The following is a 16,353-nucleotide window of genomic DNA, read 5'->3' as shown; positions in this document are numbered from 1 at the left end:
GATCATACGTTGTAAATATCCGCCTTGTATCTACTCAAATTGGATGCCTCGGAAAACCAGGCAACTGTTTCAGCAAGCCCTTGCTCAAGCGTAGTTGCAGGGGCCCAGCCAGTCAGTGATTTCAGTTTCTCATTGGCACCTAGAAGCCGCTCAACCTCACTTTTCGACGGACGAATGCGCTCATTTTCACAGACAATCTTAGCACTCGGATTAATCTGACTCACCAGCGTCTGGGCTAAATCACCTATGGATATCTCCTGCTGTGTCGCAATATTGACTTCCTCACCAATGGCGTCATCACACTTGGCCAGTTCGATAAATCCTCGTGCGGTGTCCTTGACATACACCAAGTCACGGGTAGGGCTTAACGAACCCAGCTTGATCTCCTCAATCCCATTACACAGCTGGCTGATAATAGTAGGGATAACCGCCCTTGCAGACTGACGAGGACCATAAGTGTTGAAGGGGCGCACAATCGTCACAGGCAGATCAAAACTCCTGAAGTAACTCTCAGCCATCCGGTCTGCTCCAATCTTGGTTGCTGAATAAGGGGATTGCCCTTGATAGGGGTGTTGTTCATCGATCGGCACGTACTGTGCTGTTCCATAAACTTCCGATGTCGAAGTAACCAGAACTCTCTCTGTTCCCAACCGCTTGGCCTCCTCCAGAACATTCAGAGTGCCAGTGATGTTAGTGCCTACGTAACTCTCTGGAGAGTAATAGCTGTAGGGGATACCTATCAACGCTGCCAGATGCAGGACAACATCTACCCCATCCATCGCCATGGCAACAGAACCCCGGTCACGAATATCACCGGTTACAACTTCGACCTGCTTGAGAACTTCAGACTCAAACGAGTCCATCCACCCCCAAGAATTAAACGAATTATAATATGCGAAAGCCCGCACTTTACAGCCCTCACCGAGAAGTTGCTCCACCAAATGACTCCCGATGAACCCATCGGCTCCGGTCACTAATACTTTTTTGTTAGTCAATGATTTCATATGATTTATTTGGATTTGTACACGGCTATCATGTTATTCTTCGCATATTGGCACCTTCACAACCAGCTTCCTGACCTCCTGTACACCTTCGGGGCTTGCCAGACATGCCGCATGGGCGTCACCGGGATACATCACCATTATTTGTCCCTCTCTAAAACTGATTTCACTATAATGACTGCCTCCTGCTATACCAAGCAGATAATCACCCTCTACATCATAGGGTTGCGTCTCAGACAATTCGTCGAGAGGCAACCAGCGCATCGTTTCGCTCCCAGAAATAATGTATTGAACGTCGATATATCTTCGGTGTACTTCATAGACAACATTTTCGCCTGGCAACTCCGTTTGGTAAACTTGTGAGTAACCAAACAGCTCTCCGTCATCCACCTCGAACCTGCCTTCAGTTATCTCTCCATTGAAATTGGCTTTGAGAAAATCAAGGGCTGTTTTCATGGCTGCAGAGCCAGTGGTTTGCGCATCCGCTTCTGTAAGTGTGGATATTATCATTTTATGAGTGTGTCGTTATTCATGATGATCGTTTTGAGCCTGTTGATAGTCAGACATTTGGCCAATATCCAACCAATATTCTACGATAGGAAACGCCGCTACCGAGCCTTCAGCTGCGAGAATATCCTCGATCAGATCCGTCATATTGTAGTGTTTATTCTTTGGTATGAGGTCGTAGGCAGCAGGAGAAACCACATACACTCCGGCGTTGACTAAGAAATCGAGCACCGGCTTTTCGTCGATGGAAATCACATCTGATCCTTTCGTGTTCATCACACCAAATGGCACCTTGATATCATACTGCCTGACACCCACTGTAAGCATGGCGTCATGCTCATGATGGAAACACAATAAAGATCTGAAATCAATTTCCGTTAGAATGTCACCGTTGGTCATTACCAAGGGGCGATTCACTTTTTCAATCAGACCTAGAGCGCCGGCCGTCCCCAGGGGATCATCCTCATGCAGATAATCAATGCTCACATTATGTCCAGACCCATCGCGAAAATGGTTCTCGATGACTTCCCGTTTGTAGTGGGTGGATACATATAACTTTCGAATTCCAGCCCTCTCGAAGCGCTCAACGATGTACTCTAATAGAGGACGGTCATTGATTGGCAGCATGGGTTTCGGCATATGATCGGTCAATGGTCGGAGTCGAGTGCCGAATCCCCCGGCCATAATCACACCGCTGGCCTCCATATCCTCGTATTGAGATGAAGCCTTAGGTTCCTCAGCGACGTAGTTCAACCGTAACGCCGCCTTATCCAGTAATAAATCCTTAGACACCAGGTCCACAACATGCCCAAATTCGTCCACTACTGGGATCTGTCTGACCCCTGCCTCCTCCATGATTCGCAAACACTCGTCATCAGCAACATCAGGAGAAACGACGAGTGCAGGGTGTGCAATCCGACTTTCCTTATCTTCCACCAACTCTCCAATCTGACTTTTCAAACACAGACCATTTAAAAGCCCCCTGCGGACATCTCCATCTGTTAGAGTGGTAATGAGCACCCCATCAGAATCCACTGCCAAAGCAATGCCCCTCGCGTTCTCTCCGATGACTTGCATCAGTTCCCGAACAGACTGGCTTTGGGATACCAAATATTTTTTCAGAAGTTCACTCTTCATATTATCTACTGCGATATCTCAACAAGCGTTGTCCTATTGAGGCAACCTGCTCAGGCTGCCTTGCTTCCCACTGCTTGATGATTGCGTGGTATACATCGGGATGATGAATTGCTTTACCAATCTTAAACTGCTGCTTTTCCTTTCCCATGGAAGCCTTGAATTTAAGGAGGCTATCTTTTTCCGCATTGGTACGGCCACCGCCAAGATGAAATGCCGTCAATCCCATGGAACATCCCTTGTGTGCCGCTGCATCCAGCAGCATGTTGGTTGCTCCCGGTGCCTTAACATCCATATTGTTAGCTGAAAGATGATAATGCAGCCACTGATCTCCGTGGAGAAACAGCGAAGCTGCCACCCATTCCTCATTCTTTAAAGCAGCCATGAGCCATCCGCGCGCGCGCACTAGCTGCTCCAACTGCTCAAAATATCTGCCGTTGAATAAATAAAATTTGGATGCATTCAACCGCTGCATTGCCTCAAGGTACATCTCCACAAATCGATCAAAACCCTGATCAACTGGAACTTCTTCAATTCGGATTCCCTCACGCTGCCCACGCCGACACATATAACGCCCGTCGGCAGAGTAATTGTCACTCAGCGGATTTTCACCACCCAGATTGAGTGCTACTGTTTCCCGGTCTGTCAAAATCTTGAGATTATCAGACAACATCCACTTCTCATTGCTCAACATCGGGTGAAATGCGCAGAACTCAGCCACGATCCCCTGATCAATACACCATTTCTCAAAAGCCCCACGTGACCGTTTCAGAAACTCCTCGTCATCGGACGAGCTCAAGGGGCCACCATAGCCGTAGGCACTCTCGATGTCGAAGCAATTCAACTGCCCATATTCTGTCGGAATTGGTCGTTTGACAAAAGCATAGAGCCAAACTGCATCTCCTTCTTTATACTCAAAGAGCAGGCCTACCGCTCCTTCATCGAACAGATGCAATGTAAGCCATTCTGGTTGAAAATATACGTCCGTCCATACACCGAGTGCCTGTCGCCAGCGTATATCATTCCTCACAGAATCATAGGTATGGATCTCACTCATCACAGGTATTTACAAACTTTTTGCGCAGCAATCTAATATCTAACGGAACAGACTCGAGCACACTGATGATCTTGTCCACTGCATGCCCATTACCATATGGGTTTGCAAGACATTCCAATGACTTATTGAACTCCTGTGATATCGCCTGTTCAAGGCCCCGTCGAACAGCCTGGGCACTAACATCCGAAATATCAATCACGTTACCAGCACGTAATCTGCCTGCTTGCCTACCACCGAGGTTGACCACTGGAAGCCTAAAGGTGGGAGCCTCCCAAAGACCACTGGAAGAATTTCCTAACATCGCCGCGCAACATGCAAGCATGCTGTAATATCGGACTTGTCCTAAAGACGACACGAGCATGGCCTGTTCATTTTCACCAGCAAACCGTTTGAGACGCTCGAGTATTGGTTCGCTTCCGGGATCCGCATTGGGATAAGTAATCACGTAAGTTGCGTCCACGGATACCATCGCTTCCAGCGTCGCCTCGAGTTCAGCCAGACCCGCTTCTCCCAGAGTTTCAGGATGGTAAGTGACCAATACGATCGGATCGTTCAACTTGATTTCAAGCGACTCCTCTAATTCACTTTTTGTGAGCAATGTCATTTTGCTGATACTATCGAGAGCGGGCTCACCGGAAATGACAATACGCCAACTTTCCTCTCCCAGTTGGCACAGTCTCCGCGCATGGAGGTCGTTAGTGACAAAGTGGAGATGGCTAAGCTTGGATACAGCGTGCCGCACTGAGTCGTCAATCGCACCTTCAGTAATCTCACCACCGGCAATATGCGCGACGGGAATGCCTAGAGTTAACGCTACAGATGCTACAGGCAATAACTCGCCGCGGTCGCCATTTATCAGGATGATATCGGGGCGATGTTCGCTGACGGCATCCACCAACCCAAGCCACTCTCTGCCCAAGGCTCTGGCATACCCTTCGGAGCTTCTGTCCCCATCAAACATGGGTATCCGGGCGGTAACTTCGAATCCGTCATCCTCAATTTCGCTGATAGTATAGCCATCTTGCTCAGCAAGATGTGTCCCGCTTACGAATAAGCACAATTCCAAACCCGGATGCTGCTCTATCGCTTCGAGCATCCCTCGAAAACTCCCGTACTCAGAACGAGCCGAGGTAAATACAGCAATCTTGCGACTCTCCACCATCATATCACGTTACAGACAACTTGCTAGGCAACACAAGCGCGTTCTCCGGTATTGCCTCTATCACACACTTCCCAATCACATTTTCAAACTGATCACTGCCCAACCCTTCCCCGTTTCCTCTCTTAAGAGTCAGGTCGGATATCTGCAAAATCTCGCCAATCCGCATGTCCCTTTTGGCAACAATTTCCTTCCTGACCACTTTGCGGGTTGCTAACTCACAGGATACCGGTTGCTTCACCCCGTCGCCCATTGCGGATTCAATATCCCTGATACCTTTAACCAACTCTGCAAATTCGGCAGGCTCGGATGAACAACCATGATCAGGCCCGTCCATCGTGCGGTCAAGAGTGAGATGTTTCTCGATGATAGTAGCTCCGAGTGCCACCGCAGCCAAGCATATCTCATTACCCATTGTGTGATCAGAATAACCGACCGGTAGGCCAAATTCCTTCCGCATCGTCGCCATCGCACGTAAATTACAGTCTGCCGGATCTGCTGGGTAGTTTGAAACACAATGCAGCAGGCTGAGGTCTATGGTACCCGCCTCTTGAATGGTTGTCACCGCGCTTTCAACTTCCTGCATGGTCGCCATGCCCGTAGACACAATCATGGGCAGACGTTTTCTGGCCAGAAAATCAAGGAATGGAAGATTGGTCAACTCACCACTCCCGACCTTGATTAATTCCATACCATTACTTAAGAGAAACTCCGCGCTAACTTCCTCGTCCGGAGTTGAAAGGAACCAGATACCCACCTGATGAGCATAGTCCTTGAGCTGGATAAACTGATCATGGCTCAGTTCGAGAGCTTTAAGTAGCTCATACTGGCTCTGCTTACCAGTGTTCTGTTGCTGGTAATCCGCACTCGCCGAGTCTTCAGTTACTATAAGCTCGGTGATCCATGTTTGGAATTTAACCGCATCTGCACCCGCATCTTTTGCTGCGTCGATGAGGCGTTTGGCCACCGCAATATCACCGTTGTGGTTCACCCCAGCTTCTGCGATTACAAAGCATCGACTTCTGTCCCATCTAGTCAACATCTTTCAACTTTATTGAATGCCCCTTTTTCTGTTCGACGCCCTTATTAATCTCCATCAATTCAGGATGTGCACGTGAATACCGGATGATAGAAGGTCCGGAAAAATCTTCGCCATCCACATTAAGGGCATTAAATATACGGGTCACGACATCAAAATCTGGAGCCGTGTCCACCGTGAGACGAAGCTCTGGGAAGTTCCACTGCTCATCGACCACCTTCATGACACCGCAATTAAAGCAACCAGTATCTGTGAAGTAGGCACCCCAGATCTCAGTATCAATATCATCCTTGATTCTGCATACTTTTTCGAGTGCCTTCCGCTCCAGCGCATAGGAAAACAGGCCCAAGGGTACTCCCTCTGTTCGTGTATAATCATAATTAGCGCCTATGTGATAATCGGCAAGCTGGTCAATGATTTCAGGGTCCGAGAAAGGATTGTCCGCCATGCAGTTGATAACGGTATCCAGATCAAATTTTACCGCTGCACCAGTTAACCTAGCAAGAACATCATCAGGATGCCCCCGGTATACCTCTATCCCTTCCTCTATGGCCAGATCCGCCAACCTGTCATCACCACTCAAATCCGAAGTACATAGCACGATAATATCCGGGCGCGAGGCTAACTTCAACCGATCCACCATGTGTGAGAACATCGACCGGCCTTGAATCTCCTTCAATGCCTTCAGTTTTAGTCGGGTTGATTTCAACCTCCCTGTAATGAGGATTCCTATACGCTTTTTCATAGTGTGTCTTTGATTGTCACCAGTTCATATTTCGCAACGGCTTTGCGAAGTTTTCTACCAAGCAATATCTCCACTTCATCAGGTGGTAACCCCAGATCATTTGCACGCATTGCCACAAGATCAGAACCAGTGATCACATTACCTTCGAGAAGATCCTTATTGGCCACCAGACTCTTCTTCGCATACTTACGATATTTCTGTTCGTCAGCAGAAAAACTCCGTGGTCTATATTCTCCCTTTGCACAATCAAGAGTCTTACACATCTCGACAAACCTGGCAAATTCATCCGGATTCAGGGCCGCCTGATGATCACAGCCTTTTCTAGAGCGGTTGTGGGTAATGTGTTTTTCTTGAACATCAATCCCCATACCTGTCGATGCGGCTGGAAGCCAGAAAGCCCCCGCGCTTTCGGCGTCCGTATGATCCTGATATCCAACCCTTAGCCCAAACAAGTTTTTGAGAGTCACCAGCCAGTCCAAATTGACTTTCTCAGGATCGGTCGGAAAATTCTGATACCCGTACATCAACCAGACGTCGGCATCACTCAGGCTACGAATCCTCGTCAGTGCTTTCTGGATCTCATCCAAGGTGGAAGCACCTACACTGAGATCAATCCGCTTCCCGGTTTTGGCGACCTCATCAATCATAACCGGATTGGATAGTTCTGAAGTATGCAGTTTATATGCATCAATTGCCACCTTCTCACAAAATTGCACACTTGCCGGCTCCTCTACACATCCAATAATTTCCATTTCCGGATAATGTTCACGGACATAGCCGACTAGTTCGCCCCACTGGTCCTGGCTCAATTCCAGCGTAGAGCAAAAGTCGTAGTCAGCATGGCTGGGGACCAACGACTCCGACAATTTCCATATTTGAAATTGTATTGCGTCTGCACCTGCTTTGCCCGCGCCATCGATAATTTGTTTTGCTAAATCCACCTTCCCATCGTGTGAGCAGGCCATTTCCGCAATGATATAGGTATTGTTTTTCATCTTCATTCTATGTAACTATTAATCAAGGTATCTGCTAAACGATGATGACCATGGGCACTAAAATGATGTCCATCGCTAAGCAAACATGCCTCACAATCATCCTTGAATACATCGCAAAGTGGCACAATGACACCGCCTCTGCTTTTAACCACCTCGTTTATAATGGCATTGTATTTATTAATTTGACTCTGAATCCGAGGATTCCTTGATAGCATTCCTTTTCCTGCTGGGGCTATACTGCAGAAAATCACTTTAATATTATGCTCCTGAAATTTTAGTAATATTTTATCTACATTTTTTTTGAATGCTTTTTTGCTGGTATAAACTACCCATGGCCGAAAGCTCAACAACAAGAGTTTATATTTATTTACAAACATTAAAATTGGCACACGAATTAGCTTCGGCAGCCTTGCCAAGCAAGCTCTTTGCCATCGAGAAAAAACGCGTGGTGCACAATCAACAATGCCCACCTGTATTATAACTCTCTCCGGCCTGGACCAAATTATTTCATCCGTTAAATAATACACCTCATCCACGGTACGTTCACGGCGCCCATTATGATGCACGTGAACACCCGAACCATCATAATGATCTCTGATACGTGCTACATATGTGTCGCGATAACTCACAGCCATATCTTTACGGGTAGCAGGGCGAGCCAAACCTAATGAGTCGCCGACAATATACAGATCTTTCATACAGCTCCCGAAACTCTTGATTTGTTTGATTTGCAGAAACTATTTAGTGCAACAAATAACATGCCCCCCATTAATAACGCAAAAAAACTCCTAACTAACCATGCATTTACATCATCAGTCGGTATTAGTTTATCAGCAAAGATACAACACAATCCATATACGAAAGATAACCCATATGACTTTAAGTTTAAAATTTTAACCCCTTGCCTCCTATTCATGACCAATGGCAGCAAACTCATAATAAACATGGCAACCATACTTGCTATACTAGCTCCATAGCCGCCGTAGGTTGGCACAAGAGCCAAGGAACCTACAATGGCTACAAAAGCACCAATCACGTAAATTACTGAGACTTGAAAATTCTTTCCCAAAAACATACACTCTCGGGTTTCTATATTAGTGAAGCCAAAAAACAAATAGCCAACACACAAAGGCGTTATCATACCCAACGCTGAATGATACCTATCCGAAATCAACACTGACAGCATGGGAGTCCCAAAACTGGCAATACCAATCAAAACAATCAACGAGAATTTTGTAGCCAAGCCATCAATATGACTCACTGAGGCCTTAATTTCATTTTCTGACCCTCTCTTTCGACTAGCAAAATACTCTGGTGACCAAGCCTGAACCAAGCTGATCATAATGAAAGACATCACCATTGCTAGATTACCGGCAAATGAAAACAAGCCGACTTCCTGTAAACCACTATACCGCTCTACGATAATCCGCCCCAAAAAATTGATAGCCCATCCAGATAAAGCAGTTGGAAGTAATAGCGCTCCATATTTCATCCCTTTTTTGAGGTATTGAGCATGAATTGCGCCACCCCCAAACAACCACTTTTCACGGCGGTTCGACACCATGTAGGCCACACCGACTAGAGTGCCTGTCCCCATGCCATACAGGAACCCCTCTGCTCCCATCCTAAAATAAATTACGAACAACAACGACAACGTCACCCCCACTAAGTATGAGATAAAGTTACCAATTATAAATTGCTTACTTGCTCTCTCAGCCTGAACACCAGCAATCGACAATTGAGTCAACACTCCCCCCGTCAGGGTAATCCAAAAGACATTCCTATATCGCCCAATTATATCAGGTGCAGCTTCTTGCAAGATGATATCTGTCATCCACATAGTCATGTAGACGAGAAAAAGTATCCCTAAAGCATATCCAAAAATAGTTTTTATGTATCCAGACCACTGATCGTCATAGTCATGATAATGACGAACAATAGCAGATGGCAGGCCTAATAATAGTAATGCCCCCACCATTCCCGAATACGCCACGATCAAGCCAATGACTCCATATTGCTCTGGAGACAAAAAGGTAGTCCATACAGGCAACATCAAAAAACTAAGTATTTTAGTGCCTACACGCGAACCTAAATAAATACTCCCATTTTTAGCAACATCACTCTGCCTAGATATTATTTTTTTGATTTTAGAAATCATTTTAAACACTACTCCCCGAGTGCCTCCTTAGTGACCTTTCTGGGATTATTATTCACTCGGCCGGGGTTGAAACCGTTATCGAGGATGAGTTGGATGTCGGATTCACTTTGGATGCCTAGCTTGCTGAAATCGGTTTCGAGTCCGAGGTCGTGTATGAGTTGCGTGATGCCATTGGCTGCTTGGGCGACGGTTTGATAGCCTAGCAGATCGACAATTTCATGGATCGATTGTTTCACCCATGCTGCGCCACGTGGGTCGAGGCAATCGGCGTCAGTGACTTCGGCATTAAATTTCAAGAAGGCTGGAGTCAGCAAGCCAACGGCGTGGCCGTGTTGCAGGCCGAAGTAGGAGGTCAGCGCGTAAGAAACCGCATGAGGTGCCGTGGTTTTGGTGAGGTTGATCGCTTGGCCCGCGAGATGAGAGGCCCGGGCTAGTTGCTCCAAGGCATCCGGATCTTTATCGAGCACAGCCGGTTTCAGTGAAGACCAAGCAAGTTGGATCGCCTCTTTGGCCAAACTGCGTGAGGCCTCCGTGGAGTGGATCGACCAGTAGGATTCAATGCCTTGGCAGAGGGCATCCATGCCACTGGCTGCTGCTATGTGTTGGGGCAGGCTATGCAATAGCTCCGAATCGATGATAGCCAGGTCGGGTAAAAGATCGGGGTGGGCAATGGAATGCTTTTCCTTGTTGTGATAAACAACGGCAAAGTGAGTGGCTTCACTACCCGAGCCCGCCGTGGTCGGAATGGCAATGAGTGGGATGTTTGCCGGGTGTAATGAATCACTGTGATGAAGCCCCGGGAGCAGCAATTCAGGATGATGCCAGAAGGCTTTGAGTAGTTTGGCGACATCGATCACACTGCCACCACCGATGGCTAGGATGGCATCGTAGGGCGGGTCTGTTTGTAACCCCTGCAGTAGACCGACCACTTCATCCGCCTGGGGATTGATTTGTAGGCCATCGATTTTACGAACCCTCTTTCCTTCAAGGAGATGAACCAGCTTTTTGTCAGCCCCGGACGCCGTATAGAGGTTCGTCCCGGTTACCAGTAGAACAGACTGGATCTTCGAACGCTCGAAGAAATCAGCGAGATGAGACCAGGACTGAAGTTCAGAATTCATGACTAACCACGAAACACACCGAATACACGGAAGGTAAATAAGTAGAGGGGTAAAGGTCAGACTACAGATGACAGACAGTAGACAACTGAGGGTAGAAGTGATGGAGTTGGGTGCTTGCTTTCGCAAGCGTTGAAGCGACCTGCGGCCGGTTGAATGAAGCTTCGCTTCGTTGAAAGCCCTTTGGGCTGTTGAATTTGGTTCTTCGTTGAGGAGTGCGAAGGTTAGAACTAAGAACTAAGAACTAAGAACTAAGAACTAAGAACCTTGAACTCCTTAACTTCAGCACTAAGAAACTCCCAAACTAATCAACGAGTGCATTCATTTGTTGAGCGAACATACGAAAGTCGTTCATATTTTTGGTGATCATCATATAAACGATCTCCCAATCAATCTCCTGATATGCGTGCACGGCGACATTTCTGAAGCCTACCGCTTTGGTCATACGTGTACAAGTGGAGGCGTCGATGTATCCCGCATCGCGCAATGTTTCAAAAGAGCCTCTCATCGTCTCAGCCGGGGTCACATCCAGATGGCTGATCACGTGAAGGGCTATATCCACACTTGTCTGAACCGCGCGCTCGAGATTCAGCACAATGATATCCTGAAGATCCGCGTCACTCACAAGCCCGGCTAATGAGGGAGGAGTCTTATCTTCGACACGTAACACGCAGCGACGAAGGCTTTCGAGCTTGTTAAGAATCACTGCTTTATCCATGAATAAAAGTGCGTTGGCGTTCCTTGAGTGTACGTAGGGTGTAGGGCATCATATCTGTCTGGTTGTAGATCATGCGCTGCAAAAGCCTGGCCAGACTACCGGAACCATCCCTGTAGATAACCCTCCCCTCGCATAAGATTTTTCTGAGGATCGTCCCATTCAGAGAGTGCAGATCTACCAAGTCGACTTCCTTACCGAGAGTTTCTGCTAGTTTCTCAACGAGCTTCATTTTCTCTTCAGCCGACAAAGGATGATCAAAGAGAACCGCAAGATCCACATCACTATTGCAGCGCATTTTCCCTCTAGCGACCGAGCCATACAAGATGACGAGTTTGATTTCGGGTTCGCCATGCAGCACGCTCTCAACACTCGCCGCAATCTGCTCAGCGATTTCATTCGTTGGAGGTTCGGGAGTCATGGGAGTCGAAGGTCGAAGGTCGAAGGTCAAAGGTCGAAGGTCTAAGGTCGAAGGTCGAAGGTCGAAGGATAGAAGTGATGGAGTTGGGGAGTTGGGGAGTTGGGGAGTTGGGGAGTTGGGGAGTTGGGGAGTGCTGGAGTGCTGGAGTGCGGAGGTCGAACTAAGAACTAAGAACTCCTTAACTTCAGCACTAAGAAACTTCCAAACTAAGGACTAGGAATCAATCTTCGATCACGTTCAGGATATCTTGAACCGTCATGCAGGATTGGGAGGCCTCGTGGGCACGTTTGTGCCGAAGGATGTTTTCTGCCGTGGATTTCATCGCAGGGTAGGCACTCCGTAATAGATGGTTGGCGTAGATCACGACATTAAATCCCATGTCGATCAACTCTTGCTCGTAGACGGCATCGTAACTGGACGGGACGCAGACAAGAGGAACCTGATGCTCAAACTCGACGTATGCATCACAAAACGCGCGGATTTCCCGGGCATCGCTTTCCTTGGAATGAATCATCAAGGCATCGGCTCCAGCAACAATGTAAGCCTTGGCCCGCTCGAGAGCGTCGTCGAGTCCCGCTTTGGCGATCAAGCTTTCAATCCGGGCGATGATCATGAACTCAGAAGTGACTTGGGCTTGTTTCCCCGCGTGAATTTTGTCGCACATCGCCTCTTGTTCGAGCAGGATCTGTGGTCGGTCCGTGCCGTGCAGTGAGTTTTGCTTCAGCCCCTGTTTGTCCTCGATGATAACAGCGGAAACACCGAGTCGTTCGAGAGAGCGAACCATTTTGGTAAAATGCTCGGTGATGCCACCTGTGTCACCATCGTAAATGATCGGTTTGGTGGTGACATCCAGCACATCGTTCAAGGTGCGAGCCCGCGAGGTGCGGTCAACGAACTCGATATCGGGTCGGCCTTTGGCGGTGGAGTCCGTGAGACTACTGAGCCAAATGGCATCGAATTCATCCAGGATACCATTTTCGCGCACCTGGGCGTGTTCTACAATCAGTCCGGAAAGCCCATTGTGCGCTTCTAGCGCGCGGACAATGGCTTTGGATTCAATAAGTCGGCGTAACTTGCCGAGTCGGATTCCGGGGGTGGTCCCGATTTCTTTAACCGCCTTGTTGAGTGCCGTGGATGAGAGTCCTTCGGTGTATTTCGGCTCGATGAGCTCGCCGCCCCAACTTTTCAGTGCGGCAATCACACGCGCTCTGGTTTCTTTTTGGGGTCCTGTTTTCCAATCGTCGCCATGCACCACGTAGTCGGGTCGAATCAACTCAAGGTTCGTAACATAATCCAGGGTTTCTTGGGCAATCACGCGACTGACCCCCTTGATGTTTTCAATGATTTGTTTCCGGTGTTCGTACGGAAGGCTCGGAAGGCGCTTATAGCTGGCAATCGCCTTGTCCGTCAATAGCCCGACCACCACCTCTCCGTACTCAGCAGCGGTGTTGAGGATATTGATGTGGCCAGGATGAATGAGGTCGGCACTCATCCCTACGTAGACGGTCTTGGGCATGGGTTGGAAGTTTGGAAGTTTGGAAGTGCTGGAGTGCTGGAGTGCTGGAGTGCTGGAGTGCGGGAGTGCGCCGCAAGCGTTGAATCGACCTGCGGCCGGTTGAATGAAACTTCGTTTGGTTGAAGGGGTGAAGATAGAAAACTGAGGACAGATAACCGATAACCGATAACCGATAACCGATAACTTATCGCCCCAAAGAAACTTTAATCTCGTCCCAAGTCATCCCTATGTTAGGGTCTTCATCCATTTGTTTAGAGCGCCTACGTGCTTCTGCAAGTCCCTCATCCTCATCCGAAAGACTGGCCGGTAGCGTATCAAGGATATCAGCAACCAGACTTGCTCGCTGATCTTCGGGCAAATCTAAAACCTGATGATAAATTTCTAAGGCCTTACTCATGCTGCCAGTATAAGGGTAGATGTAGCCGTCCGCCAGTCGTTTTATTCACCTCTATTCAAACGAAGTTGGGGAAGGTTGAAAAGTTGAATGAAACTGCGTTTGGTTGAACGGCAGAGAACAGACGACAGACGACAGAAGACAGAGGATTTCGTTGATTTTATTTCACGCGAAGGCGCAAAGACGCAAAGATTCGATCAGAAAACAAGCTCTGGTAGGCAATACGGTCTTGGATTTCGAGCTTTATCAGGGTTCTCTTTTTCGGAGTAAAGGTCTCCTCGCCATCGGCTGTCGGTTCGACGAACCGACACTACCGCAATTTAGCACTCCCGCACTCCCGCACTCCCGCACCACAACACCTCTCACGCTGCCGCCCTTGGTCGATTGGCGTAAAAACAGCCAAAACCTTGGGAAAAATAAGAAAAAAGATGAAGAATCATGCGCAAATAGGAAAAAAATTCCCGCCTGCGGATGCCAACCAAGCGTAAATTGATTTTTGGTTCAATAAAAAATGAACTTAATTAGGGACCACCAATCATACGAATCTTACCAATCAGGGAGATGAGGTAGAGTTTCTTAGAGGCCTCGCTATCTCTCGTTCCGGTGACGTCGAATACAAACAGCTGCAAGGGTCACGCAATGCTATTCGGTGAACGCCCTGAAAGGGCAGGATACACAAGGGCGGCTTACAAGGTAGTGGGCCTAGTTTGTCGACAGATTGAAAATCTGTCCTACTTTGCCGTTCCCACAGGGGCGTCCATGGTCGACCTTCCGACTCTTATGACCGCAGGAGCGGTTTATAGGGGTTATATCGCCCTTTCAGGGCTATGCCACCATACGATCTTGTTCCCAGGGCGGAGCCCTGGGCTATGATAGGATGCCCCTTCAGGGCAAACAGACCACGAATACCAAGGCCGATAGGATTTATACCAAGTAGCAAAGCAGACGGGACGATTGCCGAGATAAATTTCTGTTTTGGCAAGGCGCGACGATGGAATGGTGCGGGCACCATGACTGAGGAGAAACGCAGCCAGAACAGAAATTTATCCGGAACTCTGGTACACCACGAAGTGCATTTCCTCACAGCTTTAAAACTTTCAATCGTCTCATCTGTTTTGCGGAGTGGTATTAGACTAGTCTAGGTCAAAGCTCAGAGGCTCGCTAAGCCGCGAATACAAACACCGATAAGGGGCAGCCAATGCTAATCAACGAAATACCGACCTTCCTCCTTTCGACCTCCTATCAAGCGAAGAATCAAGATCTGGTTATCGGCCCTCTGTAATTCAACTCTCCAACCGAGGTAAAGATCATCTATTGGAATCTTTGCGCCTTGGCGTCTTTGCGTGAAACAAAACCAGAGAAATCCTCTATCCTTCAACGAAACGAAGTTTCATTCAACGAAGCGAATACTCCCACCCTCTGCTGTCTACCTTCTGTTGTCTATTGCCTGCTGTCTGCCCTCTTCAAAACTTTCTCCTTCAGAGAGTACCAAACAAACAGGCTATTGTAGGTAAAGTATCGCTTAAAGAGTCGGCGGGGTTCGGCGCAGAGGCGGTAGAGCCACTCCATTCCGTATTTTTGAACCCAAGCAGGTGCTTGTTTGACTTCGCCGGCATGAAAGGCAAAAGCGGCACCGATACCGAAGTAGACCGCGGGTGGAAGCTTGTCTTTATGCTTGGCGATCCAATGTTCTTGTTTTGGACACCCTAGCCCGACCCATACGAGGTTCGCGCCGGATTGCCTGATCTTTTGACAAATGCGGTCGAATTCATCTTCCGGCCACTCACCAAATGGAGGAGAGTAGGCGCCAGCGATGGATGTTTCCGGAAAGTCCTCGGAAAACCGCAGCTGAAGTTTCTCCAGTGTGCTTTCCTTACCTCCAAACAAGAAGTGTTTAAGGTCGGGCTCTCCCTGGGTCGCTTCAATGGATTTCAGCATGAGCGTTGGTCCGTAAACCCGGTCCGTAAGCTGGTCAGGAGCGGGGAGCTGTCGGTTCACCGACCAAACCAGCGGCATCCCATCCGGGCAGATGAGATCAAAGCGGGCCATCGCCTCACCAAAATCCTTGTCGTGTCGAGACAGAGAAGCGACGTGTGTATTTGCGGCTTCAACGGCGTAGGCCTGATCTGCTTTCCGTGCGGCGGCTTTAATCCAATCAATTGCATCAGCATAGGTCGTGACAGCAACAGGTAAACCGATGACAGAGACAGTGGAAATGGGAGGGAGCGTGGACATAGGAGGGAAGGGGAAGACAACAGACAACAGACAACAGACAACAGACTACAGACTACAGACTACAGAGAATTGACAATAGATGACAAAGAACTGCTTGGAGGCGCGCTCCGATTTCTTTTGCCTCTTGGATCAAATCGTCTGCCTTATCGGATGGCAAGT

At 48.2% G+C, this 16,353-nt stretch carries 16 protein-coding genes; all 16 read right to left on the bottom strand.

The window, feature by feature from the left end; all coding sequences use genetic code 11:
- Positions 1 to 2: 2 nt before the first annotated feature.
- Positions 3 to 1,004, bottom strand: coding sequence for an NAD-dependent 4,6-dehydratase LegB (locus tag HW115_RS06075; RefSeq protein ID WP_178931702.1), 1,002 nt, complete (start codon positions 1,002 to 1,004; stop codon positions 3 to 5).
- 33 nt (positions 1,005 to 1,037) lie between these two features.
- Positions 1,038 to 1,511: a NanQ anomerase/TabA/YiaL family protein gene (locus tag HW115_RS06070; protein ID WP_178931701.1), complete on the bottom strand. Its 474-nt coding sequence runs from the start codon at positions 1,509 to 1,511 to the stop codon at positions 1,038 to 1,040.
- Between the two features lie 15 nt (positions 1,512 to 1,526).
- Positions 1,527 to 2,645, bottom strand: a complete 1,119-nt coding sequence (locus HW115_RS06065) for a nucleotidyltransferase family protein (RefSeq protein WP_178931700.1) — start codon at positions 2,643 to 2,645, stop codon at positions 1,527 to 1,529.
- Position 2,646: 1 nt separating this feature from the next.
- A complete protein-coding gene (locus tag HW115_RS06060) occupies positions 2,647 to 3,699 on the bottom strand; it encodes a GNAT family N-acetyltransferase (protein WP_227021314.1) in 1,053 nt (350 codons plus the stop codon).
- A complete protein-coding gene (neuC, locus tag HW115_RS06055) occupies positions 3,692 to 4,864 on the bottom strand; it encodes a UDP-N-acetylglucosamine 2-epimerase (protein WP_178931698.1) in 1,173 nt (390 codons plus the stop codon). The genes HW115_RS06060 and neuC overlap by 8 nt, the downstream gene beginning before the upstream one ends.
- Position 4,865: 1 nt before the next feature.
- On the bottom strand, positions 4,866 to 5,900 hold the full coding sequence (neuB, locus tag HW115_RS06050) for an N-acetylneuraminate synthase (protein WP_178931697.1): 1,035 nt from the start codon (positions 5,898 to 5,900) through the stop codon (positions 4,866 to 4,868).
- A complete protein-coding gene (locus tag HW115_RS06045; RefSeq protein ID WP_178931696.1) occupies positions 5,890 to 6,642 on the bottom strand; it encodes a cytidylyltransferase domain-containing protein in 753 nt (250 codons plus the stop codon). Before HW115_RS06045 ends, neuB begins: the two co-directional genes overlap by 11 nt.
- Complete coding sequence (locus tag HW115_RS06040) at positions 6,639 to 7,637, bottom strand: N-acetylneuraminate synthase family protein (RefSeq protein WP_178931695.1); 999 nt, start codon at positions 7,635 to 7,637, stop codon at positions 6,639 to 6,641. The genes HW115_RS06045 and HW115_RS06040 overlap by 4 nt, the downstream gene beginning before the upstream one ends.
- Before the next feature lie 2 nt (positions 7,638 to 7,639).
- A complete protein-coding gene (locus tag HW115_RS06035; protein WP_178931694.1) occupies positions 7,640 to 8,335 on the bottom strand; it encodes an SGNH/GDSL hydrolase family protein in 696 nt (231 codons plus the stop codon).
- A complete protein-coding gene (locus HW115_RS06030; protein ID WP_178931693.1) occupies positions 8,332 to 9,795 on the bottom strand; it encodes a lipopolysaccharide biosynthesis protein in 1,464 nt (487 codons plus the stop codon). Before HW115_RS06030 ends, HW115_RS06035 begins: the two co-directional genes overlap by 4 nt.
- A gap of 8 nt (positions 9,796 to 9,803) precedes the next feature.
- Complete coding sequence (locus HW115_RS06025) at positions 9,804 to 10,916, bottom strand: phosphonoacetaldehyde reductase (protein ID WP_178931692.1); 1,113 nt, start codon at positions 10,914 to 10,916, stop codon at positions 9,804 to 9,806.
- A gap of 301 nt (positions 10,917 to 11,217) precedes the next feature.
- Positions 11,218 to 11,631: a type VII toxin-antitoxin system HepT family RNase toxin gene (hepT, locus tag HW115_RS06020; protein WP_178931691.1), complete on the bottom strand. Its 414-nt coding sequence runs from the start codon at positions 11,629 to 11,631 to the stop codon at positions 11,218 to 11,220.
- A complete protein-coding gene (gene mntA / locus HW115_RS06015) occupies positions 11,624 to 12,049 on the bottom strand; it encodes a type VII toxin-antitoxin system MntA family adenylyltransferase antitoxin (protein ID WP_178931690.1) in 426 nt (141 codons plus the stop codon). Before mntA ends, hepT begins: the two co-directional genes overlap by 8 nt.
- 220 nt (positions 12,050 to 12,269) lie before the next feature.
- Positions 12,270 to 13,565, bottom strand: a complete 1,296-nt coding sequence (aepX, locus tag HW115_RS06010) for a phosphoenolpyruvate mutase (RefSeq protein ID WP_178931689.1) — start codon at positions 13,563 to 13,565, stop codon at positions 12,270 to 12,272.
- 184 nt (positions 13,566 to 13,749) lie between these two features.
- Positions 13,750 to 13,962, bottom strand: a complete 213-nt coding sequence (locus tag HW115_RS06005; RefSeq protein WP_178931688.1) for an addiction module protein — start codon at positions 13,960 to 13,962, stop codon at positions 13,750 to 13,752.
- A gap of 1,437 nt (positions 13,963 to 15,399) precedes the next feature.
- Entirely contained in the window at positions 15,400 to 16,194 is a 795-nt protein-coding gene (locus tag HW115_RS06000) for a WecB/TagA/CpsF family glycosyltransferase (protein WP_178931687.1), read from the bottom strand.
- Positions 16,195 to 16,353: the final 159 nt, after the last annotated feature.

The sequence above is a fragment of the Oceaniferula marina genome (genome assembly GCF_013391475.1).
Classification (GTDB): domain Bacteria; phylum Verrucomicrobiota; class Verrucomicrobiia; order Verrucomicrobiales; family Akkermansiaceae; genus Oceaniferula; species Oceaniferula marina.
The sequence above is the reverse complement of the archived record's forward strand: the minus strand, read 5'-3'. Positions and strand labels throughout refer to the sequence as shown.

Excerpts from the sequence above, each read along its gene's own strand:
- HW115_RS06075 (WP_178931702.1), bottom strand. The coding sequence starts at position 1,004 with ATGAAATCATTGACTAACAAAAAAGTATTAGTGACCGGAGCCGATGGG.
- HW115_RS06070 (WP_178931701.1), bottom strand. The coding sequence starts at position 1,511 with ATGATAATATCCACACTTACAGAAGCGGATGCGCAAACCACTGGCTCT.
- HW115_RS06065 (WP_178931700.1), bottom strand. The coding sequence starts at position 2,645 with ATGAAGAGTGAACTTCTGAAAAAATATTTGGTATCCCAAAGCCAGTCT.
- HW115_RS06060 (WP_227021314.1), bottom strand. The coding sequence starts at position 3,699 with ATGAGTGAGATCCATACCTATGATTCTGTGAGGAATGATATACGCTGG.
- neuC (WP_178931698.1), bottom strand. The coding sequence starts at position 4,864 with ATGATGGTGGAGAGTCGCAAGATTGCTGTATTTACCTCGGCTCGTTCT.
- neuB (WP_178931697.1), bottom strand. The coding sequence starts at position 5,900 with ATGTTGACTAGATGGGACAGAAGTCGATGCTTTGTAATCGCAGAAGCT.
- HW115_RS06045 (WP_178931696.1), bottom strand. The coding sequence starts at position 6,642 with ATGAAAAAGCGTATAGGAATCCTCATTACAGGGAGGTTGAAATCAACC.
- HW115_RS06040 (WP_178931695.1), bottom strand. The coding sequence starts at position 7,637 with ATGAAAAACAATACCTATATCATTGCGGAAATGGCCTGCTCACACGAT.
- HW115_RS06035 (WP_178931694.1), bottom strand. The coding sequence starts at position 8,335 with ATGAAAGATCTGTATATTGTCGGCGACTCATTAGGTTTGGCTCGCCCT.
- HW115_RS06030 (WP_178931693.1), bottom strand. The coding sequence starts at position 9,795 with ATGATTTCTAAAATCAAAAAAATAATATCTAGGCAGAGTGATGTTGCT.
- HW115_RS06025 (WP_178931692.1), bottom strand. The coding sequence starts at position 10,916 with ATGAATTCTGAACTTCAGTCCTGGTCTCATCTCGCTGATTTCTTCGAG.
- hepT (WP_178931691.1), bottom strand. The coding sequence starts at position 11,631 with ATGGATAAAGCAGTGATTCTTAACAAGCTCGAAAGCCTTCGTCGCTGC.
- mntA (WP_178931690.1), bottom strand. The coding sequence starts at position 12,049 with ATGACTCCCGAACCTCCAACGAATGAAATCGCTGAGCAGATTGCGGCG.
- aepX (WP_178931689.1), bottom strand. The coding sequence starts at position 13,565 with ATGCCCAAGACCGTCTACGTAGGGATGAGTGCCGACCTCATTCATCCT.
- HW115_RS06005 (WP_178931688.1), bottom strand. The coding sequence starts at position 13,962 with ATGAGTAAGGCCTTAGAAATTTATCATCAGGTTTTAGATTTGCCCGAA.
- HW115_RS06000 (WP_178931687.1), bottom strand. The coding sequence starts at position 16,194 with ATGTCCACGCTCCCTCCCATTTCCACTGTCTCTGTCATCGGTTTACCT.